Source organism: Arthrobacter sp. LjRoot14 (genome assembly GCF_964253905.1).
Lineage (GTDB): Bacteria > Actinomycetota > Actinomycetes > Actinomycetales > Micrococcaceae > Arthrobacter.
The window spans coordinates 328,467-354,964 of sequence record NZ_CAXURL020000001.1 but is presented as its reverse complement, the minus strand read 5'-3'; the positions used below and the strand labels follow the sequence as shown (position 1 = coordinate 354,964).

At 66.1% G+C, this 26,498-nt stretch carries 25 protein-coding genes; 5 read left to right on the top strand and 20 right to left on the bottom strand.

Annotated features, from left to right (window positions below):
* The first annotated feature begins 19 nt into the window (after positions 1 to 19).
* On the top strand, positions 20 to 2,560 hold the full coding sequence (locus tag ACSQ12_RS01695) for an ATP-dependent DNA ligase (RefSeq protein ID WP_436064073.1): 2,541 nt from the start codon (positions 20 to 22) through the stop codon (positions 2,558 to 2,560).
* Between the two features lie 107 nt (positions 2,561 to 2,667).
* On the opposite strand, the gene ACSQ12_RS01690 is transcribed toward ACSQ12_RS01695, so the two are convergent.
* Both ACSQ12_RS01690 and ACSQ12_RS01685 read right to left on the bottom strand, forming a co-directional pair.
* Positions 2,668 to 2,922, bottom strand: coding sequence for a hypothetical protein (locus ACSQ12_RS01690; RefSeq protein WP_436064072.1), 255 nt, complete (start codon positions 2,920 to 2,922; stop codon positions 2,668 to 2,670).
* A 75-nt stretch (positions 2,923 to 2,997) separates the two neighbouring features.
* Entirely contained in the window at positions 2,998 to 3,252 is a 255-nt protein-coding gene (locus tag ACSQ12_RS01685) for a hypothetical protein (protein WP_436064071.1), read from the bottom strand.
* A 488-nt stretch (positions 3,253 to 3,740) separates the two neighbouring features.
* Between ACSQ12_RS01685 and ACSQ12_RS01680 the strand changes: the two genes are divergently transcribed.
* From ACSQ12_RS01680 to ACSQ12_RS01670, 3 genes are all read left to right on the top strand, one after another.
* On the top strand, positions 3,741 to 5,333 hold the full coding sequence (locus ACSQ12_RS01680; protein ID WP_209747975.1) for an MFS transporter: 1,593 nt from the start codon (positions 3,741 to 3,743) through the stop codon (positions 5,331 to 5,333).
* 174 nt (positions 5,334 to 5,507) lie between these two features.
* Positions 5,508 to 5,891 (top strand): DUF6355 family natural product biosynthesis protein, encoded by a 384-nt coding sequence (locus tag ACSQ12_RS01675; RefSeq protein ID WP_436064070.1) that lies wholly within the window; start codon positions 5,508 to 5,510, stop codon positions 5,889 to 5,891.
* 221 nt (positions 5,892 to 6,112) lie between these two features.
* Positions 6,113 to 7,165 (top strand): FUSC family protein, encoded by a 1,053-nt coding sequence (locus tag ACSQ12_RS01670; protein ID WP_436064069.1) that lies wholly within the window; start codon positions 6,113 to 6,115, stop codon positions 7,163 to 7,165.
* A 9-nt stretch (positions 7,166 to 7,174) separates the two neighbouring features.
* Here the strand turns inward: ACSQ12_RS01670 and ACSQ12_RS01665 are convergent, their stop codons facing one another.
* From ACSQ12_RS01665 to ACSQ12_RS01615, 11 genes are all read right to left on the bottom strand, one after another.
* The gene (locus tag ACSQ12_RS01665) at positions 7,175 to 7,951 is read right to left on the bottom strand and encodes an SDR family NAD(P)-dependent oxidoreductase (protein WP_436064068.1); all 777 of its coding nucleotides are present in this window, start codon (positions 7,949 to 7,951) and stop codon (positions 7,175 to 7,177) included.
* A 9-nt stretch (positions 7,952 to 7,960) separates the two neighbouring features.
* Positions 7,961 to 9,868 (bottom strand): IucA/IucC family protein, encoded by a 1,908-nt coding sequence (locus ACSQ12_RS01660; protein WP_436064067.1) that lies wholly within the window; start codon positions 9,866 to 9,868, stop codon positions 7,961 to 7,963.
* Positions 9,865 to 10,443: a GNAT family N-acetyltransferase gene (locus ACSQ12_RS01655; protein WP_436064066.1), complete on the bottom strand. Its 579-nt coding sequence runs from the start codon at positions 10,441 to 10,443 to the stop codon at positions 9,865 to 9,867. Before ACSQ12_RS01655 ends, ACSQ12_RS01660 begins: the two co-directional genes overlap by 4 nt.
* Complete coding sequence (locus tag ACSQ12_RS01650) at positions 10,440 to 11,771, bottom strand: lysine N(6)-hydroxylase/L-ornithine N(5)-oxygenase family protein (RefSeq protein ID WP_436066909.1); 1,332 nt, start codon at positions 11,769 to 11,771, stop codon at positions 10,440 to 10,442. The genes ACSQ12_RS01655 and ACSQ12_RS01650 overlap by 4 nt, the downstream gene beginning before the upstream one ends.
* Before the next feature lie 41 nt (positions 11,772 to 11,812).
* Positions 11,813 to 13,396 carry a pyridoxal phosphate-dependent decarboxylase family protein gene (locus ACSQ12_RS01645; RefSeq protein ID WP_436066908.1) on the bottom strand — a complete coding sequence of 528 codons (1,584 nt, stop codon included), beginning with the start codon at positions 13,394 to 13,396 and terminating at the stop codon, positions 11,813 to 11,815.
* Between the two features lie 189 nt (positions 13,397 to 13,585).
* Positions 13,586 to 14,017: an ATP-binding protein gene (locus tag ACSQ12_RS01640; RefSeq protein ID WP_436064065.1), complete on the bottom strand. Its 432-nt coding sequence runs from the start codon at positions 14,015 to 14,017 to the stop codon at positions 13,586 to 13,588.
* On the bottom strand, positions 14,017 to 14,346 hold the full coding sequence (locus ACSQ12_RS01635; protein ID WP_390249371.1) for an STAS domain-containing protein: 330 nt from the start codon (positions 14,344 to 14,346) through the stop codon (positions 14,017 to 14,019). The genes ACSQ12_RS01640 and ACSQ12_RS01635 overlap by 1 nt, the downstream gene beginning before the upstream one ends.
* Entirely contained in the window at positions 14,343 to 16,328 is a 1,986-nt protein-coding gene (locus tag ACSQ12_RS01630; RefSeq protein WP_436064064.1) for a glycosyltransferase family 2 protein, read from the bottom strand. The genes ACSQ12_RS01635 and ACSQ12_RS01630 overlap by 4 nt, the downstream gene beginning before the upstream one ends.
* On the bottom strand, positions 16,325 to 16,567 hold the full coding sequence (locus ACSQ12_RS01625) for a SpoIIE family protein phosphatase (protein WP_436066907.1): 243 nt from the start codon (positions 16,565 to 16,567) through the stop codon (positions 16,325 to 16,327). Before ACSQ12_RS01625 ends, ACSQ12_RS01630 begins: the two co-directional genes overlap by 4 nt.
* Positions 16,504 to 17,556: a PP2C family protein-serine/threonine phosphatase gene (locus tag ACSQ12_RS01620; RefSeq protein ID WP_436064063.1), complete on the bottom strand. Its 1,053-nt coding sequence runs from the start codon at positions 17,554 to 17,556 to the stop codon at positions 16,504 to 16,506. Before ACSQ12_RS01620 ends, ACSQ12_RS01625 begins: the two co-directional genes overlap by 64 nt.
* A 180-nt stretch (positions 17,557 to 17,736) precedes the next feature.
* Complete coding sequence (locus tag ACSQ12_RS01615; RefSeq protein ID WP_209747991.1) at positions 17,737 to 18,390, bottom strand: hypothetical protein; 654 nt, start codon at positions 18,388 to 18,390, stop codon at positions 17,737 to 17,739.
* Between the two features lie 129 nt (positions 18,391 to 18,519).
* Between ACSQ12_RS01615 and ACSQ12_RS01610 the strand changes: the two genes are divergently transcribed.
* A complete protein-coding gene (locus tag ACSQ12_RS01610) occupies positions 18,520 to 19,257 on the top strand; it encodes an ANTAR domain-containing protein (RefSeq protein ID WP_436064062.1) in 738 nt (245 codons plus the stop codon).
* Between the two features lie 42 nt (positions 19,258 to 19,299).
* On the opposite strand, the gene ACSQ12_RS01605 is transcribed toward ACSQ12_RS01610, so the two are convergent.
* From ACSQ12_RS01605 to ACSQ12_RS01575, 7 genes are all read right to left on the bottom strand, one after another.
* A complete protein-coding gene (locus ACSQ12_RS01605; RefSeq protein ID WP_209747995.1) occupies positions 19,300 to 19,656 on the bottom strand; it encodes a GNAT family N-acetyltransferase in 357 nt (118 codons plus the stop codon).
* Complete coding sequence (locus ACSQ12_RS01600) at positions 19,653 to 20,999, bottom strand: acyltransferase family protein (RefSeq protein WP_209747997.1); 1,347 nt, start codon at positions 20,997 to 20,999, stop codon at positions 19,653 to 19,655. Before ACSQ12_RS01600 ends, ACSQ12_RS01605 begins: the two co-directional genes overlap by 4 nt.
* A gap of 83 nt (positions 21,000 to 21,082) precedes the next feature.
* Positions 21,083 to 21,475 (bottom strand): DUF1304 domain-containing protein, encoded by a 393-nt coding sequence (locus ACSQ12_RS01595; RefSeq protein WP_209747998.1) that lies wholly within the window; start codon positions 21,473 to 21,475, stop codon positions 21,083 to 21,085.
* 90 nt (positions 21,476 to 21,565) lie between these two features.
* Positions 21,566 to 22,438, bottom strand: a complete 873-nt coding sequence (locus tag ACSQ12_RS01590; protein ID WP_436064061.1) for a class II fructose-bisphosphate aldolase — start codon at positions 22,436 to 22,438, stop codon at positions 21,566 to 21,568.
* On the bottom strand, positions 22,438 to 23,856 hold the full coding sequence (locus ACSQ12_RS01585; protein ID WP_209752535.1) for a GntP family transporter: 1,419 nt from the start codon (positions 23,854 to 23,856) through the stop codon (positions 22,438 to 22,440). The genes ACSQ12_RS01590 and ACSQ12_RS01585 overlap by 1 nt, the downstream gene beginning before the upstream one ends.
* 175 nt (positions 23,857 to 24,031) lie before the next feature.
* Positions 24,032 to 24,931 (bottom strand): NAD(P)-dependent oxidoreductase, encoded by a 900-nt coding sequence (locus ACSQ12_RS01580; RefSeq protein WP_436064060.1) that lies wholly within the window; start codon positions 24,929 to 24,931, stop codon positions 24,032 to 24,034.
* 35 nt (positions 24,932 to 24,966) lie between these two features.
* On the bottom strand, positions 24,967 to 26,475 hold the full coding sequence (locus ACSQ12_RS01575) for a four-carbon acid sugar kinase family protein (RefSeq protein WP_436064059.1): 1,509 nt from the start codon (positions 26,473 to 26,475) through the stop codon (positions 24,967 to 24,969).
* Between the last annotated feature and the right edge of the window lie 23 nt (positions 26,476 to 26,498).

Sequence of the window (26,498 nt, the reverse complement as noted above, 5' to 3'; positions counted from 1 at the left end):
TGCCCGGAGGTGAAGACCTTTGGCAGGCAGTAGGGAACGTGTCCGGGTCCAGGGCCGTGAACTGGTGGTCACCAACCTGGACAAGGTGATGTACCCGGAGACGGGCACCACCAAGGCGGACGTCCTGGCGTACTACGCCGCCGTCGCGCCGGTGCTGATCCCCGCCGCTGCGAACCGGCCGGCCACGCGCAAGCGCTGGGTCAACGGCGTGGGAACCGCGGAGGCCCCGGGTCAGATGTTCTTCCAGAAGAACCTGGACGAGTCCACCCCGGGCTGGATTCCGCGGGCATCCATCCGCCACAAGGAGCGCACCAACCAGTACCCTCTGGTCAATGACGCCGCCACCCTGACGTGGCTGGCCCAGATGGGTTCCCTGGAAATCCACGTCCCCCAGTGGCGCGTGGACCCGCACGGGAATCCGATGAACCCGGACCGGCTGGTGCTGGACCTGGATCCCGGCGAAGGCGCCGGCCTGGCCGAGTGCGTCGAAGTGGCCCGGCTTGCCCGCGCCATCCTGAAGGACGTTGGCCTGGATCCCGTCCCGGTGACCAGCGGCAGCAAGGGCATCCACCTCTACGCCGGCCTCGACGGCACACAGAGCTCGGACCAGATCTCCGAGTTCGCCCACGAACTTGCCCGCGCACTGGAATCGGACCACCCGGACCTGGCTGTCAGCGACATGAAGAAGACGCTCCGCACGGGCAAGGTGCTGGTGGACTGGAGCCAGAACAACGCGGCGAAGACCACTATCGTCCCGTACTCCCTCCGCGGCCGGCTCCGCCCCACTGTGGCCGCCCCGAGGACGTGGCGTGAGCTGGCCTCCCCCGCGCTGAAGCAGCTGGACTATCGGGAGGTCATGCGGCGGGTGAAAGATGGCAAGGATCCGTTCGCGGCAATCACCGCGGGCGGCGGCCACGTTCAGGCCCACCACGACGGCGGCGGATTCGGATCCCGCGACAGTGCAACGGCCGACGGCGGCAGCATGGACCCGAGGCTGGAAAAGTACCGCTCCATGCGGGATCCGGAAGGGACCCCCGAACCGTTCAGCGCCGACCGTCACCGGGCCGACCCCGCCGCCGGCACCATCAGGGAGCGGTTTGTGATCCAGGAGCACCACGCCAGCCGGCTGCATTACGACTTCCGGCTGGAGCGGGACGGCGTGCTGGTGTCCTGGGCGCTTCCGAAGGGCGTGCCGACATCAGGGGCGCAGAACCACCTTGCGGTCCAGACTGAAGACCACCCTATGGACTACCTCGATTTCGAGGGCACCATCCCCAAAGGCCAGTACGGTGCAGGGAATGTCACCATCTGGGACCACGGCTACTACGAATGCGACAAATGGATCGCGGGCAAGGAAGTCATCGCAACCCTCACGGGGGCGGACGGCGGCGGCCTTGGCGGAACCAGGAAGTTCGCGCTGATCCGGACCAGCCGGGACAGCGGCACCTCGAAATCGCCGGAGCAGGCCCAGTGGCTCATCCATCTGATGGACCGCAAACGGCACGGTGCGCCGGCAGCCTCCGGCCCTCCCCCGGCCGCCGGCGCCCCCACAGAAGCACAAAAGCGGGATGAGCCGCCCCCGGACTCCCCGCCGGACTTCTCGCCGGATTTCCTGCCGATGCTGGCTAGCGCCGGGACCCCGGCCGACCTCCGCGGCCTGGACTGGCAGTTCGAACTGAAATGGGACGGCATCCGTGCGCTTATCATCGGCGACGCCGACAGGATCCGGCTCATCAGCCGTAACGGCAATGACATGACCGCAAGCTACCCGGAACTGACAGACCGCAGCTGCTGGCCGGAGCAGAGCTTCACCGCCGACGGCGAGATCGTCGCCGTCGGGCCTTCCGGGCGGCCCGATTTCGGGCTGCTGCAGACGCGGATGAAACTGACCAAGCCGGCCGACGTCGCCAAAGTGCGGGCAGTGACTCCGGTACGGCTGATGGTGTTCGACCTGCTCTCCGACGCCGGCGAGGACCTCCGCAGGATGCCGCTCCGGAAGCGCCGGGCACGCTTGGAGCAGTTGGATTGGCCGGACGGCTGCCCCGTGCACCTGTCCGAAGTCCTGGACCACGAGGTGGAGCACATCCTCGAGAGCGCCAGGGAACTGGGCCTCGAAGGAATCATGGCAAAACGCCTTGACGGCCGGTATGTCAGCGGGGAGCGCAGCAGGTCCTGGCTGAAGCTGAAGTTCGAGCGCACCCAGGAAGTGGTGGTGGGCGGCTGGCGCCCCGGCAAGGGGTCGCGGCAAGGCTCCGTGGGGTCATTGCTGGTAGGCATCCCCGATGGCGCCAAGCTGCGCTACGTGGGACGCGTGGGCAGCGGATTCAGCGACCGGGAACTGAAGGAACTGCGGCTGCAGGTGGACACGCTGTCCAGGAAGACCTCTCCCTTCACCGAGGTTCCCGCTGCCGACGCCTCCGATGCGCACTGGGTGACTCCCGGACTGGTGGGCGAAGTTACCTTCGGGGAATGGACCGGCGGCGGGAAACTGCGGCACCCGGTGTGGCGCGGCTGGCGCCTGGACAAAAACGCCGACGACGTCGTGGCGGAATCGGGATGATGCGTCATCGCGTGACGGCACGGAAATGCCCCGGTGTCCGCCCTTTGCAGGCGGACACCGGGGCATTGGCGGGGCCGTAGCACCGGAAGCCGGCGCGCTCCGGACCCTTAGTCGTGGTGCGGAACCTGCGGCCGGCTGGTCCGGTGGATGGCACCCACCGCAGTCTCGTGTTCGCGGCCGTGCAGTGTGCCGCGGTCCTTGGGGTGCTTGTGTTTGCCGCTGCCGTCCGGCCATTTGGGCCCGTTTGCCGAGGCCGGGGTGGCGACGGGCTCAGTCTCCGGCGCGGGTACCTCGTCCATGGATTCCGTCAGGTGACTGGCGAGTTCCGGCTCCAGCTGTTCCCCAGGATTCTTCTCAGCCATTTGTGTTCTTCCTTTCCGCATTGAAATGAAGTGTCCACCCATAGTAGGACTGCAGTTACTCCTTGTCTGCAGGCCCTACCAGCGGACTTTTTTCTGGGCAGGGCCTTGCTTGCCGCTAGCCTGCGTGGGCTTATGGCCGTGCGAGACGCTCTGCGAACCTGCGCCGCCGCGGGACTTGCTTGCCAGCATTTCCCGCTGGGCGTCCGTCAGCCGCGATTTGATGCCCTGGCCGGCGTCCTGCGCTTCGGCGTCCTGCGCTTCGGCATCCTGCGCTTGGGGGTTCGGGCCTGACGTCTGTTCGGCGTTCCGGGTGGTGTCTTTGTCAGTCACGGATGTTCTCCTTGTGGTGCGGAATCGGGTGGCGGTCATGAGTTGCGGACGCACACGCTGCAAGATCGCGGTGGAGAAGTCACGACGACGAGAGTCGGCCTGGGGATCAACACGGAAGTACGCCTCCCATGGGTCAACCTTAGGCAGTAATCCGGCCGGTTGGGAACCCCCGGCTCGGACTGCTTCGGGCACCGGCCTGAAGCGGCGGCCGGGTCCATGAAGCGGCCCGTTTTCGGCCCGTTTGGGCCCATTTGGGCCGCGTAATCGAAAAAGCTTTGGTAACGATGGGCGACATCGCAGCGTTCCCAGTGCTGGCGCGGTGAAACGGCGCAAAACAATTTTCGTTTTGGCACCGTATCGGCCACGGAAACAGGGGATCATACGCCACTTAACTCGGAAACTCCATGGAATTCGCGTAAAATTGAAAGCCTGCCCGGAGCGGGGCAGCTACAAGTCGCAAGCAAATGACCTCCACGGGAGAAGCCCAAATGCCCAAAGACCGAAGCATGACCGACTCTTCAGCAGGCGTGAACAACGCCCGCGGAACCGACAATATTTTGCCTGAGGGCGGTGCGCCCCAAAGCGCCAAGAAGCCGAGGCTGCTGCCTCGCCGCAGGCTCAAGGAATCCGACGTCAATGTCGTGGACCAGCCCATGCTGAAGAAAGCACTGGGTGGAACCATCGTTGGCAACACCATGGAGTGGTACGACGTGGGAGTCTTCGGCTACCTCATCACCACCATGGGTCCGGTCTTCCTGCCGGAATCAGATCCCTCCACGCGAAACCTGTTCCTGCTGGGAACATTCGCCGCCACCTTCATTGCACGCCCCCTTGGCGGCGTGATCTTCGGCTGGCTGGGTGACAAGGTTGGCAGGCAGAAGATTCTGGCCACCACCCTCATGATCATGGCTGCGAGCACCTTCGCCATCGGCCTGCTGCCCGGCTACGCGCAGATCGGCCTGTGGGCGGCCGGCTTGCTGGTCCTGCTTAAGATCATTCAGGGCTTCTCCACCGGCGGCGAGTACGCCGGTGCCACAACTTTCGTCAGTGAATATGCCGCTGACAAGCGCAGGGGCTTCTTCGCCAGCTTCCTGGACCTCGGCAGCTACATGGGCTTTGCCATGGGTGCGGCACTTGTTTCGGTGCTGCAGCTTACCCTGGGCCAGGAAACCATGGAGGACTGGGGCTGGCGCATTCCGTTCCTCGTGGCCGGACCGCTGGGCCTGATCGCCGTGTACTTCCGAAGCAAAATCGAGGAATCCCCGCAGTTCCAGGCAACCCTGGACGCGCAGGAGGAACTCGCCAAGAACGCCACCGACGGTGACGTCGCCTCGGCCAAGGGCCCGGTGGGAATCGTGAAGGCGTACTGGCGCCCCATCATCACCGCAATGGTTGTGGTGGCCGCGGCCAACACCGCCGGTTATGCCCTGACGTCCTACATGCCGACGTACCTCACGGACTCCAAGGGTTACGACGAACTCCACGGCACGCTGCTGACCATCCCGGTCCTGGTAGTCATGGCACTCTGCATTCCGCTCACCGGACGCCTCTCGGACCGCGTCGGCCGTCGCCCTGTCCTGTGGGTCGGCGCGCTGAGCACCATCGTCCTGGCCATTCCGGCGTTCATGTTGATCGGAATCGGCGAAATCTGGTCCACGCTGGCGGGCCTGGCACTGATCGCTTTCCCCGTCACGTTCTATGTGGCCAACCTGGCGTCCGCCTTGCCGGCCCAGTTCCCCACCTCCAGCCGTTACGGCGCCATGGGCATCTCCTACAACTTCGCGGTGGCCATCTTCGGCGGCACCACACCCTTCATTGTGGAACTGCTGATCAAGGTCACGGGCAACGACATGATGCCCGCCTACTACCTGATGGCAACCTCCGTGGCCGGTGCGATCGGAATCTACTTCCTGAAGGAATCCGCCAACCGCCCGCTGCCCGGCTCCATGCCCAGCGTGGACACCCAGGCCGAGGCCCGCGAACTGGTGGCCACCCAGGACGAGAATCCGCTGATCGACCTGGACGACATGCCGTTCGATGACTACACGCAGGCTACGGAAAAGACTCCGGTCAAGGCCTGACCCTGCCGCTGCTCCGCTTCACTAAAAGACCGTGATGCCACGACCGCTCAACGAGCGGACGTGGCATCACGGCTTTAACCCCGGCATAAGTTGATTCGAATCGTTCGCAGCGAACTGTTATGTTGTTAACTCAATTCGTTAGATTTATTCAACATAGAGTCTGGGGCGATATGCATGACACATAAGTCGACATCTACAATCCAACGCAAAACCAAGCTCGGAGCCTTCGCCGCCGCTTTTGCGGCGATCGCCGTTTCATTCGGGGCAACGCCGGCCGTGGCAGCCGGGCCCGGCCCGTTGACGGCCGTTTCGAGCAGCACTCCCTGCGGATTTCACATGGACGGGATCCTCGCCCGCTACAACCATTGCAGCCACGACGGAAGCAACGTCTACGTCCAGGTCACGTCACTCGTTACTCCCGGAGCGCCTCCCGGCCTCGGCGGCGGCCTGACGCTGCTCTGCCTCTCTCCCGGCGATCATGCCTTGGTTCCCTTCGTGTACGGATTCATCACCGGGGCAACCTCGGACGGCACCAGGTGCAGCACGCCGAACGCCTGACCATTCGCTAGCCGCCGATCGGCCGGCTCTTGGATGCAGAAGCCCGTGCCGCGCGTTTCCCTTGCTGGAAACCCCCGGCGGCGGGCCTCTGTTGTTCCCGCCCGTTGTGACGTCCAATGTCCGCCCGCCCGAACCGGGGATGTGACGACGCCGGACGCCGGGTGATAACTTCCCAGAGACACAGCCTGAAGGCAGCAACAAACGATTGGTGGTGCGAACGCGTGAACGCCCTACGCCGGCATCTCCGCGACCTGCACAGCCTCGGCCCGGCCAACCGTGATCACCTGTCTGCCCTGCGCGTTGCCGTGAGCGTGGCCGTACCTTCGCTGGTCCTGCTCGTGTTCGGGCGGCCGGAGCTGATCATCTATGCCGTGTTTGGCGCCCTGACCGGAATGTACGGGCGTTCGGAGCCCCACCAGCTCCGCCTCAGGCACCAGGCCCAGGCAGCCCTGGTCCTGCTCAGCGGGGTTGGCGTTGGCATCTTCCTGTCCGTCAACCACCTTCATTCATGGTGGCTCGTGGGCGTGGAAGCGGTCCTGGCCGGCGTGGGTTCGGTGTTCTCCGACAGGGTGAACCTGAAGCCCAACGGGCCCTTCTTCGGCATCCTTGCGCTGGGTGCCTGTGCCTCAGTCCCCACAACCGTTCCCTGGTTTGCGGCGCTCCTCATCGCCGCCGCCTCGGCGGCGTTTTCAATCATCATCGGCTTTGGCGGCTGGGTGCGGGGCCGGAGGTGGCAGCCGGGAGCGGCCCGGGCCGCGGCTCCCCTGCGGGGACTGCGGCGCTACGCTGCGATGATCCACGCGGCGAGGTACGTGCTGGCAGTCGGAACTGCCGGCGCCATCGGCGTCCTCAGTGGCAGCGGCCACCCGCACTGGGCCATGGCCGCCGCAGCTGTTCCGCTTGCCGGAGCCGACCTGCCCAGCAGCGTGCACCGCGGCCTCCACCGCATGATGGGGACGTTCCTCGGGCTGGTGGTGGTCGCCGTCGTACTTCTTCCTGAGCCGTGGGCGCCGCTGACGTTCTTTCCCGGGGCGGAAGCCGCGGTGCTGGCATTTCTGGTCATCATCTTCCAGTTCACCACCGAGCTTTTCATGACGAGGCACTACGGCCTGGCCATGGTGTCCTTCACCCCTGTGATCCTGCTGATGACACAGCTTGCAGCCCCGGCCGACCCCTACGTCCTCATCACGGAACGTGCCGTGGAAACGGTGGTGGGGGCGGTGATCGGCATCCTGGTCATCGTGCTGGTCCGGCGCCGCCGCCGGACCGGCTGATCGCAGCAGCTACTTCGCAGGCCTGCGCGGGGGCCCGGACGTGAAGCGGGCGGGCAGCATCCTTGAGGCGGCGGCGACGATCTTGTACCGCTTGGTGGGGATGGAAACCGCGCGGCCGCGGTCGTTGTCCGCCAGTCCTTCCCGGACCACGCGGTCAGCGTGCAGCCACAGCCAGCGCGGGGCCACGGTCTTGTCCATGCCCATGCGGTCGTGGAATTCGGTGTGGGTGAATCCCGGGCACACCGCCGTCACCTTCACCCCGCTCCCGGCATATGCCAGGTTGGCCCAGCGGCTGAAGGTCACCTGCCACGCCTTGGCCGCCGAGTAGCTCCCCCGGTTGGCGAAGGCCGCCACGCTGGCCACATTGATGATCCTTCCGGAACCCCGCGCCAGCATGCCCTGCAGCGCTGCATGGCACAGTTCCATGGGCGTCTGCACATGCAACCTGAGATGCCGGCGTTCCTCGTCCAGGCTGTTCTTGTCGAACGGCTTCAGCAACCCGATCCCCGCGTTGTTGACCAGGATTTCCACCGGCCGCGCAGGGTCGGAAAGGCGCTCGACGACGGCGGCCACCCCGGCGTCGTCCGTCAGGTCCGCGGACAGCACCTCCGCGGTGATGCTGTAGTTGTTTTCCAGTTCGTGCGCCGCGGCCCGCAGCCGCTCCGCGTCCCGCGCGACCAGGACCATGTGGTGGCCCTGCTCGGCGAGCTGGCGGGCAAACTCGGCGCCCAGGCCTGCGGTGGCGCCGGTGATCAGGGCTGTGGTTCCGGGAACTTGTTCCGTCATGGCAGAAGCCTAGTCCCTTGCGCCGGGCACCTCACCCGGAACTTCCCGGGCGGACGTTGCGAGCGGGTTCTCCAGCCGGCCTGCCATCTGCAGGCCCCCGGACGGGTCCGCCAGGTCCAGCATCTGCTGGTTGTTGCGCAGCTGCAGCCTGTTCAGGCAGGAGAACTGGAAGTCGGGCGCAAACAGGTCGTGGCGGGCAAATTGGTCCGCCAGCTCCGGGTTTTCCGCCTGGTAGTCGCGAATGGCTTCAGCCGCGATGCGCCAGAATTCGTTGCCGCCAAGCACTCCATCTTCCTCGAGGAGGGCACCGAGGAACCGGAAGATGCAGTCGAACACATCGGTGAAGATGGCCAGGACCTTCTCACCGTCGGGAATATCCACCTTGATCCGGGACACGGCGTCCGGCAGCTCAAGCCGGTCCCCCATCACTACGATTTCCTCCGCAATGTCCTTCATCACCGCGCGCACGGGCACGCCGTTTTCCAGGACCAGGATCACGTTCTCCCCATGCGGCATGAACGCCAGCTCGTAGCGGTACAGGCAGTGCACCAGCGGGACGAGATAGGCCTCGAAGTACCGCCGCAGCCACTCCCCCGGCTCGAGCCCGGACTGTTCGATCAGCGCGGACACCAGGGGCCTGCCGGCCGAGTCAACGTGCAGGAGCGAGGCCATGGTGGCCAGCTGCTGCCCGTCCTTCAGCAACGGCAGCGGGCTTTCCCGCCACAGCGCCGACAGCATTTTCCGGTACGGCGAATCCTTGGCGGACGCCGCCTCGTAATAGCCGTTGTGGTATCCGATGGCGGCCACCTCGCGGATCATGGCAAGTCCCCTGCCCCGCAGGGCCTCATCGCTGCCGATCAGCTCCTGGAGCCAGTCATTGATGGCCGGGGTGGCCTTCATGTACAGCGGCGAGAGCCCGCGCATGAAGCCCATGTTCAGGACGGACATGGCCGTCTTGACGTAGGCCTTTTCCGGCGCGGACGTGTTGAAGAATGTCCTGATGGACTGCTGCGCCTGGTAACTGTCAGCCCCGATGCCGAGGTGGACAATATGATGCTGGGCGATTTCGGCGGCAAAGGTGACCGTCAGCTTGTTCTCCCACTGCCAGGGGTGCACCGGCATCAGAAAGTACCGGGCCGGGTCCAGTCCCAGGGCAGTGAGCCCGGCCTCGAAAGAGGCCAGGGTGTTCGCGCCCAGTTCGGCTTCAAGGTGGGCGGCATAGTCCAGTCCCTCGCTGGAGGTGAACACGGCCTTGCTCCGGTGCACTGCGATCCACTCCAGCTGAACAGGGGCGCCGGCTTCCGGGGCAAAGGCACGGTAATCGTTGATGCCGAAGCCCAGCCGGCCGTTGTTGGCCACGAAGCAGGGATGTCCCTCGGTCATGCTCCGCTCAATGGCCTGGAAGTCCGTGGCCGCATCCGCGCCGCGCGTCACGCCGGCCGCCAGCTCAGCGGAGGACGGCTGGCCCATCCACTGCTTGTATGCATGGCTGGAGAGCGTGCTGCTGATCTCCTCAAGATAGACAGGGAGCATCTCCGGCCGAATCCCCAGCGTGTGGTGGAATTCGGTGATGAACCGGAGCGCGTCCAGGGGCGCATCCTCCCCGTCCCGGCTACACATGATCGAGTCGGCATCCACGGACCAGTGCTCAAGGGACCGGATAGTTGCGGAGAAGCGGTACTCAACCGTGGCGTCATCGCTGAGCACCCGGTAGTGCTGGGCCCGGGCTGCGGATTCCCTGCCGCCCCCGGCCGGGTCCCCGGCGCTGGTCCGTTCCGGACTGAGGATGCGCTCGTGGGAGAACTCGGCGAGCGCCTTGCGGACAAGGTGGCGGTTGGCCGCAGCCCAGCGATCCGGGGTGAGGTGGGTTGCCGCGTTGCCCGCGGTCTGGACGGGTTCAAGGTCAGCGATGGTCATAGTGATGCTCCCTGGCGGATCGGGGACTGGCGGATCGGGGACGAATGGAGGGCTGCACGGGCGGAGTGGAAAGCTTCCCGGGTGCAGAAACTGAGGAGGGCCTGCTTGTCCGGCAGCGCGATCTCCCCGGCGGGCTGGAAACCCAGCCGCGCATTGAGGACATGGATTTTAAGGTTCCGGGCGTCCGGCTCAACCACCACGCGCTCCACTTTGTCCTTGGCGAAGAGCCGGTCCAAAACCGCTTCCATCGCGGCGGCGGTGTAGCCGGTGCGCGGCGGTCCGGCCGGCGGACCCACCAGGAGGTGCATGCCGATGTCCCCCGGCTGCACGGCGTAGAGGCCGGCCAGGGGCGAGAAGGCCGGAAGGTACTCCTCCATCAGGAAGGCGGGAACGCCGTCGTCGAGCCCCAGCAGCGCGTGGTGATGCCCGCTGGACTGGATCGTTGAGTATTCCTCAACAACGTCCGCCACGGTGGCGGACTGCATCCCCCAGAAAACGGCATACGGACGGGTCACCCAGCAGTGGAGGAGCTCCGCGTCGGATTCCGGATCGAAGCAGCGGAACGTGAAGCTCATGCCGGCACCAGTGCCGGGGCCGGCACCCCAAACTCCTGGAAGGCGATACTCCGTTCCACGGGGTAGACCTCGCGCCCGCAGATCCCGCGCAGGATGCACGAGTTGCGGTAGGCGGCCATGCCCAGGTCCGGCGTGACGAAGCCGTGCGTGTGGAGTTCGGCGTTCTGGACGAAGATCTCCCCGGGCTCGACGCCGGTGCTGTAGTTGCGCTCCACCGCGAACCTGCCGGCGCCGTCGCGGGCGATTCGGTCCTGCACTCCGGCCAGGAACCCCGGCTCGCGGTAGCCGTAGCCGGTGGCGAGCACCACGGCTTCGGTGTCCAGCGAGTAATCCGCGCCCTGCTCCTCGTGCCGCAACTGCAGGGTGTGTGTACCTGACGCCGGGTCCCAGGACGCTCCGGTGAGCGCCGAGTGCGTCAGCAGCCGCGTATCCACGGCGCCGGAGAGGCTCTTGGCATACAGGAGGTCGTAGATGGCGTCGATGAGCTCGGAGTTGATGCCTTTGTACAGGTTCTTCTGGCTCCGGATCAGGCCGTCGCGCCGCTCCTCCGGTAGCCCGTGGAAGTAGTCCACATACTCCGGCGACGTCATCTCCAGGGTGAGCTTGGTGTACTCCAGCGGGAAGAACCGGCCGGAGCGGGTGACCCAGTTGAGCTGGTACCCGTGGACGTCGATCTCCTGCAGCAGTTCGTAGTAGATTTCGGCGGCGCTCTGGCCGCTGCCCACGATGGTGATGCTCCGCTGCTTCTGCAGTTCGCTCTTCCGCGCCAAATAGTCGGCGTTGTGGAACACCACACCGCCACCGGTGGCTGCCGCCGCGACTATTCCGTCGCAGGCAGCCGGTACGTACGGCGACGTTCCGGTGCCCAGCACCAGCCGCCGGGCGCGCAGCACCTCAGGCCCTGCGGGACCGTCCACGGACAGGCTGTACCCGCCGTCGTCGTACGTGATCTTCCGGACGTCCGTGCCGAACCTCACCGATTCGAGCTGGCCGGCCACCCACTGGCAGTACTGGTTGTACTCGGCGCGGAGCGGGTAGAAGTTTTCCCGGATATAGAAGCGGTAGAGCCTGCCCGTCTGTTTCAGGAAGTTCAGGAACGAATAGGGGGACGTGGGGTCGGCCAGCGTCACGAGGTCCGCCATGAACGGGACCTGCAGGTGCGCGGGCTCCAGCATCATGCCAGGGTGCCAGTCGAACGAGTGGCGGCGCTCGAGGAACACTGCGTCGAGCCCGTCCACAGGCTCCGCAAGCGCGGCGAGTCCCAGGTTGAAGGGTCCGACGCCGATTCCGGCGACGTCGTAAATGCGGCCCGGGCCCGAGGTGCTGATGTTGGAGGTGCCGGATGCTGCGGCGTCGGGCTTGCCCGCGCTCATGCTGAGGCCTCCTGCCCGGCAAGCAGCGCTTCGCCGGTGCTGCGGAGCAGGTTGATGATGGCGCTGATGTCCTCCGGGGTGGCCTCGGCGTTGAGCAGCGTGAACTTCAGGTAATGCCTGCCGGCCACCTTGGTTCCGGCCACCACCGCGTCGCCCGAGGCAAACACCGCGGCCCGGATGGCCGGGTTAAGCGTGTCGGCGGAGTCCTCAGCCAGCCGGTTCCCGTCAGCAAGGACCGGACGGTACCGGAACACCAGCGTGCTCAACTGCGGTTCGGCGGCCAGCTCAAAGTCCGGATCCGCCGCCAGGGCCTGCCCGGTGCGGGCCGCAAGGTCGATCGCTTCGTCCAGCAGCGCACCCACGGCATCCGCCCCCATGATCCGGAGCGTGAGCCAGAGCTTCAGCGCGTCAAAGCGCCGCGTGGTCTGGATGCTCTTGTCCACCTGGTTGGGAATGTCCGCCAGCGCGGCGCTCTCCGGATTGAGGTAGTCCGCATAGTAGGTCACGTGCTGCAGCATGGCCCGGTCCCGCACCAGCAGGGCACTGGAGCTGACGGGCTGGAAGAAGGTCTTGTGGAAGTCCACGGTGACCGAGTCGGCCAGGCCGATTCCGTCCAGCCGATGCCCGTAGCGGCCGGAAACCATGAGCCCGCCGCCGTAGGCGGCGTCCACGTGGAACCACGCCCCGTACGCCCTGGCGAGGGTTGCCAGCTCCGCGAGCGGATCCACCGCGCCGAAGTCGGTTGTCCCGGCGGTCCCGATCACGGCCATCGGCACCAGGCCGGCGTCGGCAGCCTGCGCGAGTGCGGCCGCCAGCGCGGCCGGGTCCATCCGGTGGTCAGGTCCGTACGCGACCGGCACGACGGCGTCGTACCCCAGTCCCAGCATGGACGCCGATTTCCGGATGCTGAAGTGGCTGTCCTCCGAGGCGAAGACCCGCAGCTTCTCCAGCAGGCCCGGCAGCCGGAGGGAATCATTCCCGGGCAGCTTCCGCAGTCCCGCGACCGCGTGGTTGCGGGCAATAAGCAGCGCCTGGAAGTTGGACTGGCTGCCGCCGGACGTGAACACACCGTCCGCCGCGCCGCCGAGGGACAGCCGCTCCGCGGTCCAGTCGATGAGGCGGCGCTCGATCATGGTGGCGCCGGCGCTCTGGTCCCAGGTGTCCATGGAGGAATTCACGGCGGACAGGATGCTCTCACCCACCAGCGCCGGGATGACCACGGGGCAGTTCAGGTGGGCCGCGTACTTCGCGTCGTGGAAGTAGACGGCATCCTTCAGGTAGACCTCTTCAAGTTCAGCCAGCGCGGCAGCGGTGTCCGGCAACGGTGCGCCCAGGTCGACGGCGGCGACGCGTTCCCTGAGTTCGCGGGGTCCGACGCCGGTGAACGGTTTGGTGGTCCGCTCCAGTTTGGTGGCCACGGCGGTGACGCCCTGGAGGACCTGGGCCACGTAGCGCGGCGCATTGCGGGAGTTGAACAGGTGGTTGGTGGCGGCGAGGGCGAGCTCCACCCGGGAGCCGAAGTCGTGCCCGGCAGTCGGAGAGGGGAAGCCCGGGGAGTTTTGGTCCACAGGGGGCAACAGCGTCACAAGGTTTTCCTTTGGTAGGCGTTTGGCGGCGCGCTAACGTAGCAAGGCAAGCCTTACTTAGGTAAACCTTTTAGTCAAACTTTTGTGAGCTAATTATTAAATTGGCGGATTTCCGGGGTGTTTGAGGCTCAATGGGGCGTCATTGACTGTTCCCGATGCCGCGGTTGAGGCAGAATTTGCCGCCTAATGCGAGGCGGCGGCTGCTGACTTGCGGCGGCACAGCAGCGTCCAGCGGTTGCCGGCGTCCTCCTTGGCGTAGGAAAACTGGTCCAGGGCAACCTTGGCGAGGGCAAGTCCGCGGCCGCTCCCGGACATGTCGTCCGGCAGTTCGGCCGCCGACAGGTCAATGCCGGCGGGCCGGGCATTGTCCGTGAATTCGGCATACAGCCGCTCCGGTTCGCACTCAACTGCCAGGACGAACCGCACGGGATCCGTGCTGGCCGGCTGCGAGTGCTCGATGATGTTTGACGCAACCTCAATGAGCGCAGTCTCGAACCGGATACGGTCCATGGGCTCGATTCCGGGTTCGCCCGCCCAGACTTCCTCCAGCAGCTCATGGATCAGCTCCAGGCTTTCGGGAACCGCGGCGGCCCGCAGGCCGAACTGGCTGCTCATCAATAGGCCCCGTCCACCGAGGCGACCGGCTGCAGCACCTTGTTCAGGTTGGTCATTTCCAGGACCGCCGTGATCTGCGCTGTCGGGTTGGCCAGCCGGAGGTCACCGCCAGCCTGCCGCGTCTTTTTCAGCCCGGTAATCAGCGCGCCCAGGCCGGACGAGTCAATGAAATCGGTGCCGGCCAGGTCAACCACCAGCCGGACCGTGCCGTCGCTGATGAGCGCGTCAATGTTGGCGCCGAGGTGCGGCGCGGAGACCATGTTGAGTCGGCCCACGGGACGGATCACGCCCACTCCATTGGCCAGGGTCTCGTTGCTGAATTCGATCATTGACTTACCTCTTTCTTCTTATTTCTGTCCAGCCAGGCATCGTAGCCGGGGTATCGCACAGCCTCGATGACCACGCTGAAGATCAGCAGGTCGAAGGCTATCCACACAAAGTTGACGGAGCTGCCCAGGACGTCGCCCTGGCCCAGCAGCAGGCGGATCACGCCCACAGCGGCAGCCAGGACAAGGACAGTCATGGCAATCAGTTGCGGCCGGACCAGGTGCCATGGCAGCCGGTTGCGTTCCTGCAGCGTCTTGGGGGTGACGCGGAAGTCCAGGTCCCGGCCCAGGAACACGTTGCCGAACGCGGACGTGACGGACTTGATCCAGGTGGGGAAGAGGGCCAGGGAATACTGCTGGCCACGCCACGTCTTCACGCCGCGCCCCACCACCAGGAAAAGGATCTGGTTCACCACCAGGAACGGGATGAGCCGGAGGAAGAACTCGTTGCTCAGCGACTGCACCGGCAGGATCCCCAGGGTGAGGTAGATGACCGGGGCGGCGATGTAGGCCACCGCGGCGAACCCGGCAAGATAGCTCCACATGGTTGCCAGGTACATCAGCCGCTGGGCCACGCTCAGGCCTTTTTGCAGCAGCGGATTCTCCCGGAACATAACCTGCATGGTGCCCTGCGCCCATCGGAGCCGCTGCGTGAGCATCGAATCGAGGTCCTCGGGGGCAAGCCCGTCGGCCAGCTTTTCGTGGTGGTAGGCCGATTCCCAGCCGAGGGAATGCAGCCGCATGCACGTGGCCATGTCCTCGGTAACGGAGATGGTGGCCAGCGGCATCACGGCCTGCGCCTCGCCGGCCTTCTCGGCGTTGACGGATTCGATCAGGACGCGGACGGTTTCCACCGCTCCCAGCGGAGACCAGTCGCGCTGGGAGAGCCTGTCCAGCGCAACGTCGTCGATGACCGCAAGGGAGCCGTCGACGTCGATCGTCCGGGACAACCCCTCGATCGAGTTCAGCTCGGCGTGCAGGGCCGCGAAATCTTCAGCAACGAGGTTCCGGGCCACGGTGTCCACACGTTCCTGGAACCGGTAGGTGACGTCGGCGATGCTTTGGCCGTCACTGAGCTCACGGCGGACCTGCCGCAGGTCGGTCGCCACGGTGGTCAGCGCCGCAGCCAGCCGTTCCTGCCCGGGACCAAGCTGCCGCCTCGCCTTGGCCACCACCTTGTCCGCCGTCCGAAGCGCCTTGTTCAGCGCCAGCTCGGTTTCCGAGACGTAGCGCATCACGCCCAGCTGCATCAGGGCTTCTCGGCGGATGATCGCGTTGGAGCCGCAGAAGAACGCAGCATTCCACCCGTCCTTGCCCTGCTGGATGGGCCCGTAGAACAGCGGCGCCTGGCTGCCCAGCGGATCATTGGGCGGGACATTTACAAACACCTGGGGCGTCTGGACCAGCGCCATCCTGCGGTCGTTGAAATAGCCCAGGGTGTGGTCCAGGATCCTGGGGTCCGGGACCTGGTCGGCGTCAAGGATCAGCATGAACTCGCCGTCGGTGGCGAGGAGCGCGTTGTTCAGGTTGCCGGCCTTCGCATGGCGCGGGCGGTTGGCCCAGTCCTCGGACCGGGTGATCCAGCCGATGCCTTCCGCTTCCGCGATGGCCCGCAGCTCGGCGCGGTTGCCGTCATCGAGGATCCAGGTCCGGTGCGGGTACTCGATGTTCTTCGCCGCCCGGGCTGTTCCCATCACAAGGTCAAACGGCTCGTTGTAGGTGGTGATGAACACGTCCACGGTCAGGCCCGGTGGCGGCGGTGGCGGCGTGTCCCGCTGCCGGTAACGCCACATTGTGACGCCGAACAGCAGGGAGTCCACCAGGGAGTATGTCTCGGCCAGGACCAGAGGAACCGCGATCCACCATGCCTCCCAGTTGATCGACACCATCCAGCGCCAAATGATGTAGTTCAGGCCCAGGATGGCCGTGGCCAGGACAATCAGCCTGATGGCCAGCTGTCGCAGTGTCAGCTGGCGCGGGGTCATGGTTGCCTCCGTACAACGATTGCGGTTACGTCGTCCACTGCAGTGGCGGCCGAGGCCAGCGCGGCAATGGTGTCCACCAGATCGTTTGGATCAGGGTGTTCCATGGCCAGCAGGGCAATGTGCTGCAGGGCGTCGGCCGCGCCGCCAAAGAGGTCGAAGAGCCCGTCGGAAAAGATCAGCATCGTTTCGGACGGGGCCAGCGTGAAGCTTCCCTGGCTCCAGGAGCCGCGCGGCTCGATTCCCAGCGGCAGGTCGGCACCGGCGATCCTGCGGAAGCCGCCGTCGGGCTCACCACCAGGCAGAAACCGTGGCCCGCGTCCGCAAAATCCACCCTGCCGGTGGTTTCCTCGAGATGCGCCAGGAACACAGTGACGAAGATGTTGGTCCGCAGCAGGTCGCCGGTGACGATCCGGGCCATGCCGGACATCACCTGGTCCAGCCGGTAGCGGCCGTCGCGGTCACGCTCGGTCAGTTCCGATGCAGTCCGCAGTCCCGCCCGCACGGTGGCGCCCATGATGGCCGCCGCGCTGCCCTTGCCCATCACGTCCGCTACGCCCAGCGCCGTCCCGTAATCCGTCCTGGCCCAGTCATAGTAGTCCCCGCCGACGCTGAACGACGGCGTGCACGTTGCCGCCAGCACGTAGCCGGGCATGCGGGGGGTGCGGCCCGGCAGCAGGGCCTCCTGCACTTCCTTGGCCCGGGCAAGGTCGGTCCGCTCGATCAGTTCAGCCTGCGCCCAGGCTGCGAGCTCTTCGAACAGCTCAAGTTCGTCCGGTTGGAACACCCTGGGCCGGTCATCGTAGACGCAGAAGGAACCCACCACTTCGCCGTTCCTGTCCACCAGCGGTTCGCCGGCGTAGAAACGTATGTGGGCTTCCCCCGTGACCCCGGGCAGATTCCGGAACCGCCGGTCCACTGCCGCATTTTCCACGATCAGGCGTTCACCCGTGTCAGCGGTGGTGCTGCAGAAGACCTGGTTGAGCGGTACCTGGCGCCCGTCAAAGCCGTCGGCGGACTTAAACCAGGCGGTGTCGCCGTCGAAGATGGTAATGGTGGCTATGGGCGTCCGGAACATCAACCGCGCCATCCGGGTGATGCGGTCGAATCGCTCTTCCGGCGGTGTGCCAACAATGTCCAGTCCAGCCACTGCCCGGGCACGCCTGCTGAGCCGGTCCTGCGGAAGTCCCCATGCTTCCGGCCCGGATTCCACCACGTCACGCCCCAGCACGCCCGGCTGTCCCCCTGGATCCTCGTCGGTTCAGTCAGCCGCCCGGTGAGGATCCGGCTCCGGTGTGAGACCGGTGGAGCGGGAAAGGCGGACTGTCCTGAGTCAGTCCAACCTTATCTGCCCGGCACGGAAAAGGGCTAAGGCCCGGAGCGAATTGTGAACCGGAACCGCGGTGCGAGGTCAGCCGGCTGCGACTTCCTCCTGCGATGGCCCCTCGGGTTCGGTCAGGTGCCGTTGATGGAGTTCCTCGGCGGCCAGTTCGTACCACGTGTGCGCGCCGAAGGCGGGGCTGCGGGTGTCCAGGTGCCGGTACAGTGCGTCGGCCAGTTTGCCGAGGGCGTCGTCGGACAACGCCTGGACAGTTGATGCGGGATCCAGGTTCCCTTCGAGGTACTCGGACAACTCCAGTCCGTCAATGGTGCGCTGTTCCCCGGCAACTGCCGGACCGCCGTCGATGTCGAACCCGGAGGTGGCATCAGCATCCAAAAGGGCGTTGATTTCGCCGTCCAGGGTCTCTTCGCCGCCCGCAAGCCCGGCATGCTCAAGGCAGATGGGAAGTTCCGCGGGCTCGGCCAGGGTGAGCCGGAACGCTTCGGCGCCGCCGTCGGCCTTGTGGTCGGCGATGTGGCGCAGGTACATCAGGACCTCAGGGTCCAGATGGGAGGCTTTATGGAGGTCGACGGTAATGTCCTGCTCCGGCGAGAGCCGGCGCCCGCGGCGCATGATGTGCAGCAGCACGGGGTAATTCGACTGAGTCAGGCATCCGGCGACTTCCAGAGTCACCCGTCCGGGATCAACATCCACACGGACCAGCACACGCAGCTTATGGTTCAAGGGTTCTCCCAATGAGACGTCCAAGAGCCAGCTTCATAACTCACCTAAACCATACGAAATTGTTGCCCGCGCCACAAGCTGGCCTTTCGGCCAGAGTCCCACGGCCACGCCCGGATCTAGACTTGAGATATGGACGAGATCACGCTGGACACATCAGTGGCGGGACAGTTGCAGGATCTGGTCATCAACAGCCAGGACGTCAACGGATTCCTGGCCGAGTTCTGTGAGCTTTCCGCCGACTCCCTCTCACGCACCCTGGGCCAGGACGTTTCCTGCGCTGTCACCCTGAACCGGAACCACCGGACCACCACGGCGGCATGGAGCAACCCGGAGGCACGCCTCTTCGACGAGATCCAGCAGAACTACGGCGACGGCCCCTGCCTCCACGCGATGTCCACGGGTACCACGGTGCTGGTCCGGGATACGCGCGCTGACTCGCGGTGGCCGGAATACGGCCTCGCAGTTGCCTCACTGGGGCAGTTGAGCGTGCTGGGCGTCCCCCTCACCCTGGACTCCGGCGCTTCGGCGGCGCTGAACGTGTTCGCTCCGGCCCCGGACGTCTTTAGGACTGCCGCGATCCAGAAGGCTGAGCTCTTCGCTTTGCAGGCAGAGAAGGCGCTTCGCCTCGCGGTAAGGATCAGCGTCCAGCAACAACTGGCTGAGGACCTGCGCTCCGCCATGGAGTCCCGCACGGCAATAGACCTCGCGGCCGGGATCATCATGGGCCAGAACAGGTGCTCGCAGTCAGAAGCGATGGCCATCCTCACCAAGGCTTCCAGCGGCCGGAACTTGAAACTCCGGGTCGTGGCGGAAAAGCTCGTGCAATCATTCACCCCCGGGTCGCCCTCCACGCACTTCGAGGGATAGGCAGCGGGGCCACCGGGCGCAATCCTGGGAAGCGCCGCATTCCTAGGAAGCGGTAACGGGGTCCGTGGGCGGCTGCTCGGGCCAGTCGATGAACTGGCCGTAGGCGTCGTGCTTCTTCAGGTAGCCGTAAATGAAGGGGCAATGCGGGATGATCCGTTTGCCGGCGGACACCACGTCATCGAGGGCGAAATGCGCCAGCACCTTTGCCAGGCCCTGCCCCTTGAACTCCTCGGCCGTGTCGGTGTGGATGAAGTCCACGTGCCCTGGTCTGTCCACGAAACGCGACTGGACCGCCAGCTTCCCGCCGACACGCAGCTCGTAGCGGTGAAGGGCATCATTCCGGGTGGTGGTGACGTCCGGGCTGAACGTGTCTTCAGTGGATACCGTGTTCTCCGTCATGGTTCGACATTGGCACTTAAAGGTCCCGGTGGCAATGGTCCGCCGGGGGCGCCCGGCGCGCCGCCGGGACGCACCGGAATCCGGCCAAGCAGTAGCACGGCCAGCGCAAAGCATGCGGCTCCCCCGCCCAGGAGGGCGAGCGTCAGCCCGTTGATGGCCGCGTCAACCACCGGGATGAAGACCGCCACGACGGCGAGGACCACCGCGGCGGCGGGCCGGCGGCGGGAGTGGGCTGACGCCGTCGGCCGTTCTTCCAACCGCCCGAACACAGCGAGCACAGGTAGCAGGAGCGCCATGACGCCGAGCAGGACCATCGGCCGCGACCACCACCATGCGGCGGTACCGGCCGGCGGCTTGGGGAAATCGGTGAGCAGGAGCAGCCCGGACATCGCGGCCAGCAGGGGCAGGTGCCACAGGTAGATGGTCATGGCGCGCCGTCCGGCCATCCCCACCACGGTCCGGACCCACCGTGCCGAGGCCGCACCGCTGAGCACCGGCCTGGAGAGCTGGAGCGCGGCCGCCTGCGCCGCGCCCAGGAGCAACAGGCAAAGGTTGGGGGGATTCAGGTTCACCAGCATGTTGCCGCGGTACAGCCCCAGGCCCGTCACCAGGCCCAGGATGAGGTTGCTGGCAATGATGACACCCACCAGCGTGGACGCGCCGGGCTTCCCGGGCGGGGCGTCGGCGAGCAGGAACCCCAGTTGCTGGACCGCGCACCAGAGGAACAGGATGTTGGCGTAGGCCAGCAGCGGCAGGGACCCGCGGAAGCAGTCGACGGCCACCACCAGGGCGGTGAGGCCGGCGAGTGTCAGCCAGGGTGCACGGTCATGGAGTGCCGCAAGCCAGGGGATGTTCAGCTGGGCCGCCAGGTACGCGGCCAGGAACCATAGCGGCATCCCGGCGCCGGTGACGATCAGTTCCACCACCTGCGGCTTGACGCCGGAGAGCCGCGCGGCCCACAGCCCGGCGAACATCACGGCCAGCAGCGCGGCGGCGGGGCGGACAAGCCGCAGCAGCCTGGCCTGGGCGAACTCGACGCCGTTGCCGCCGCGGGACTTGAGCCGCCGCCAGGACTGCAGTCCGGTGATTCCGCCCGCCACGAAGAAGAGCGGCATCACCATGAAGATCCAGATGACGGGCTCGAACCAGTCCTGCAGGGCGAGGGTGTTTTCGGTGGTGACGGTGCCGTCGGGGTGAAGCACGGGACTGACCATCATGGTGTGGCCCACCACCACCAGGGCCAGGCAGAAGAAACGGGCAAGGTCGATCACGGCGTCGCGGTCCGGAGCGGGCAGCTCCTGCCCTGCGCCTGCCTGCGGCTTCTGCTGCTGCGGAACACCCATTGCGCTCCTACGGAGGCGGAACGATTCTCTGCGTACTGTCCATTGTCCGCCGGGCCTCCGTCAAGGGCCAGAAGCCATGCCGCTCAGGCGGTGAGCAGCCCCAGGAGGCCGAGCACGACGGCGAGAAGCGGCGTCGTGCCTTGCGTGGCGGCCGCGCGGAGGTACTTGCGTCCGCTCAGCGCCAGGACAGCGGCAGCGAGCAGCATGGAACCGCAGGACGCGAAAATGAGGGTCCAGCCCACCAAGGGCTGGCCCCAAAGGACCGCGCCGAGGCCGATCAGCGCGCCGACGGCCAGGAACAGGTTGTAGAAGCCCTGGTTGTAGGCCATCGGCCGGGTGGTCTCGGCGTCGGCCTGCGAGGCGACACCGAAGCGCTTCCACGTCGCCGGCCGGGTCCAGGTGACGGATTCCATGGTGAAGATGTAGACGTGCAGCAGGGCGGCGATGAACGCAAAAACGAGGGAGGCCGGGATCATGGCTCGATCCTAGCCTCCCCCGCCGGGAGTTTTTGTCCACTTATCGCGAGCTAATGGCCCTCCAACTCGCGATATATGGACAAAAACTCCTTACTTCGTGAGGGTGGACAGGGCCCCGCTGGCGAACTCCCTGGCCGAGGCGTTCCACTTCCCGAGCAAACCCTGGAGGTTCTCGCCGTCCGCACGGTGCGGGCCGGTTTCGGATTCCAGCGTGGCCAGCACGCCGGTGCGGAGTTCGGTGTTGAAGTTCACCTTGCCCACGTTCATGGCGGCGGCCTTGACCAGCTCCTCCGCCGGAATGCCGGAGGCACCGTGCAGCACCAGCGGGATGTGGGTGCGCACCGCGATGTCCTGCAGCACGTCCCACCGCAGCTGCGGCTCGCCCTTGTACTTGCCGTGCACGTTGCCCACGGCCACGGCCAGCAGCTGGGCGCCGGTGCGGGCCACGAAGTCCTCCACCTGGGCGGAATCGGTCAGCCCGGCGGAGCCTTGCGCGGAAGACCCTGTGGCGTCCGCGCCGAACGCGCGGTCCTCGTCACCGGCCAGCCCGCCCAGTTCCGCTTCAATCACGACGTCGGCATGGCCTTGCGCTTCCAGCACGGCGCGCGCTTCGCGCACCAGGGCAATGTTCTCCTCGTACGGCAGCGACGAACCGTCCGCAAGGACCGAATCCGCCCCCGCCGCGACGGCGTCGGCAATCACCCGGAGATCGGACGCATGGTCCAGCTGCACGGCGATCGGGACGGCGGCGGAGTCCGCCAGCCCGCGGAGCGCCGTGATAAGCCGCAGCCCGTTGGGGGTGCCGGCCGTCTTCGGGGCCACCAGCAGGATTGCGCCTCGGCCTGCTTCTTCCGCCGCCTCCACCACGGCCAGGGCGGTGGTGAAGTCGTAGCAGGTGAAGGCCGGGACGGCTGCGCCCTGCTGGAGGGCTGAAACTACCAGGTGGTCGAGTCGGGCACGCATCAGGCGCTCAGGCCTCCCACCAGGATCCAGGCGACGAAGGTCAGCGCGAAGCCGGCCAGTCCCAGGATGGTGGTGAGGACGGTCCAGGTGCGGAGGCCGTCGGACACGGACAGGCCCAGGTAGCGGGTGACGATCCAGAAGCCCGAGTCGTTGACGTGGCTGAGGCCGAAAGCGCCGAAGCCGATGGCCACCAGGATGAGTGCTGTCTGCACCGGTGAGTAGCCGCCGTCAGCCACTGAGGCAGCAAGCAGACCCGCCGTGGTGATGATGGCTACGGTGGCGGAGCCCTGTGAGGCGCGGAGGATGGCGGCGAGGATGAAGGCCATCAGGATGACCGGGAGGCCGGCAGACTGCAGTCCTTCGGCCAGGGCCTTACCGATGCCGGATACTGTCAGGACCTTGCCGAACACGCCGCCGGCGCCGGTCACGAGAATCACGATAGCGGTGGGAGCGAGCGCTGAGTCCATGACTTCACCGGTGTGCTGCGAGGACCAGCCGCGGCGGATGCCAAGGAAGTAGTAGGCCAGTCCCAGCGCCGTGAGCAGCGCGATCAGGGGTGCGCCGATGAACGCGGCGAGCTGGGACGCGAAGGAATCCTTGGGCAGCATGACCGCGCCTACCGTGCCCACCATGATCATGAGGATGGGCAGGACAATCAGGGTGATGATCATGGCCGGGCTGGGCGCCGTTTTGACGGCGGTAAGCACGGACGACTTCGACGTGCCCTGGGGCGCATCCTGTTCAACTTCCGACTTGCCGCTGCCGAAGAGGCGGAACTGCTCGGCCGTGGTGGACAGCATGCTGTATTCGCGGCGGTTCAGCTTCTTGGCCACAAAATAGCCAAGGAATCCCACCGGGATACAGATGAGCAGGCCAAAGATCGTGGCCCAGCCGATGTCTGCTTTGAGGATGCCGGCGCCACCGACGACTCCGGGGTGTGGCGGAACAACGACATGGATGGCGAGCATGATGGCGCCGACAGGAAGTCCGATCTTGACCGGGTTCACGCCAGCAGCTTTGGAGAAGCCGTAGATGATGGGAATCAGGATGATGAATCCGACGTCGAAGAACACCGGTATGGCGAGCAGGAATGCTGCTGCCGTAAGGGCCGCAATAACCCGGCGCGGGCCCAGCAGCTGGGTGAACTTTCCGGCAAGCGACTGCGCCCCGCCGGAGATTTCGATCATCTTTCCGAGCATGGCGCCGAGGCCTACCAGGATGGCCACGGAACCGAGCGTCCCGCCCATGCCTTCCGTAACCGTTTTGATGATGTCCGGAAGGGGGATTCCGGCGACGAGGGCTACGCCGACGCTGACCACGAGCAGTGCCAGGAAAGCGGGAATCTTGAACTTGATCACTGCCACGAGCAGCAGGGCCACGCCTGCTACTGCTATGGCCAGAAGAGCTAGAGCGCTCATTGTGTGTCTCCTTTGACGTCGCCGGCAACGCCCGGCGAGGTGGTTCGACGACGGCGGAGGGGGGACCGCCGTCGTCGGGCTTTAGTTAGCATGGAGTTTTTGTCCAGATAATGGCGCCAAAGAGCGTTCTAAGCCGCATTATCTGGACAAAAACTCCGGGGGAGGGAGCGGGTGGTTAGGCGGTGCGCTTCGTGGGGGCGACGACCTTGATGACGGCGGAGTCGTCGGCTGCGGCGAGGCCCTGGGCCTGGCCCAGGAGGTAGAGCTGCTCTGCTGCGGCGGCGACGGGGGCCGCCAGGCCGGCGGCACGGGTGGCCTTGCCCACGATGCCCATGTCCTTGACGAAGATGTCCAGGCGGCTCAGCACCTCGGCACCTTCCTCGTTGTAGGCCTCGAGGATGCGCGGGCCGCGGTTGGAAAGCATGAACGAACCCGCTGCACCGGCTTCGAGGGCCTTGAGCGTCTTCTCCTGGTCGAGGCCGAGCGCGTCGGCCAGGGCCAGGGCTTCGGCGGCGGCGGCGATGTGGACGCCGCAAAGGAGCTGGTTGACGGTCTTGAGCGCCTGGCCGTCGCCGGGCTTGTCGCCCACCACGGTGAGGGTGGAGGCCAGCAGCTCCAAGGCGGGGCGGGCCTTTTCCTGCGCCTCGGGCGATGCGCCCACCACGATCAGCAGATCGCCTTCGCCGGCGCGCTTGGGGCCGCCGGAAAGGGGCGCATCCACCAGTTCGACGCCGTATTCGGCCAGCCGGTCCACCGTGGCCGTGATGGCGTCGGTACCGACGGTGCTGCCGAGGATCACAACGGCGCCCGGCTTGAGCACGGAGGCCACGCCGTTCTGGCCGAAGAGGACGTCGTTGAGCTGCTCGCCGTTGCGCACTGCCAGGAGCAGGGCGTCGGCACCTTCGGAGGCTTCGCGGGCGGAGGCGAAGGTGCGGATCCCGGCTTCTTCGGCGAGCTTCAGGCGCGGCTCGGCGATGTCGAAGCCGTGGACGGTGAGCTGGCTGGCGAGCCGGGTGGCCATGGGCAGGCCCATGGCGCCAAGGCCCAGGACAGTGATGGTGTAGTTGCTGGTCATGGTGTTCTCCATTGAATCTTGCGGTGGGGGGAGGCTTAGAAGGTGTTGCTGAGCTTGCGGGTGACGTCGGCGAGGGACTGGTCGTCCCCCACATTGCCGGCGAACACGATGTACGGAATGCCTTTGGCGGGACCGTCCACCGGTTCCCACAGGCTCACGATGCCCGGGAGCATGGGGCCGCGGACGATCGCGTGGCGGATTTCCAGGCCGTGCGCAGCGACGTCCGAGGACGTGATGCCGCCCTTGGCGATCACAAAGCGCGGCGGGAAGGTCTTGAGCGTGCGGTTCACGACGGCGACGACGGCGGCGGACACCGTGCGTGCGATCCGCAGGCTTTCGGCGGCGTCGTCGGTCCTGATGAGCAGGCGGCTGGTGTGCACGATGACGTCGCCGCCACGCAGCGCCTCAACCACTTTGTCCACCATCTCGTCGAGGTAGCCGGCTGCGCTATCGCCAAGCAGCTTCTCGACGTCGATCTCCACGATGCGTGCCGCGCTGTGCTGTTCGGTGAGGGCTTTGAGCTGGCGGGTGGTGACGCCGACGTGGGAGCCGACGACGATGAGCCCGCCCGCTTCCGACGGAGTATTGCCGGCATAGGCCTCTTCGCCGCTGAGCTCGGTTCGGATCTCCTGGCCGATCCGGGCGCGGACAAACGGCGGGCCCACCCGGTACAGGAGTTTCTTGCCGCGGCGTTCGGCTTCCTCGAGGCCCAGCGAGAGGGCGCGGAGGTCGTTTTCGGAGACGATGTCGGCCACGATCGGGGTGGAGTCGGTGGCGGACTCGATCGCGTCGGCGATGGCCTTGGCGGAGATCTGAGGATCGGTAGAGGCCCGGATGATGTTCAGGTCCAGGACGATCACGGAATCCGCGGCAAAGCGTCCCTGCGACTTTTCCTCCACGTACTTGGCCATTTCGGAGTTGGCGAAGCCGAAGGAGGCGTCCTTGGCGAACTCGGTCGCGGCCACCGGTGTCAGCGTGCCGGTTTCTTCCCCCGTACCGCGCATGTAGTGCACGCCGCCGATGGTGACCCGGCCGGCATCGGGAAACGCCGGAATGATGACGACGCCGTCCGTCGCCTCGCCGCTGACAGCGGCAACGGTGGCGGCGATGACGTCCGGCTCGAGCGGGTAGTGGCCGCGGAGGGTGGAGTCGCTGCGGCTCACGAACCCGAGCCGGAGGCCGGAACCGGCGCTGCCGGCTTCCGCCTGGAATGAGCCTGCCGCGGCCAGGGCGTTGCGGACGATTTCTTCGTTCCGTGCAGCAGCCTCGGCCGCGTCCAGGCTACGGGTGTTGGTCAGCACGTAGACCGCGGGCTTCGTCTGCTTCTCGCGGATGTGGGCGAACGCCCAGGTGAAATCGGCCACGTCCCAGCGGGTGAGGACAGGCAGGTCCGCAACGGACTGGGTGCCGGTGGGATCGTCGTCGAGCACTACGAGCACTCGGGGGGAGGCTGCCGAAGACGCCGCTACAGCGTCGGCAACAAGCTCAGCGGGAATCTGGACCTCTGCCGGAAAGGCTGCCAGCACATCTGCTTCAAGGGGCACTTTGCACTCCGTTGTGTATGAAA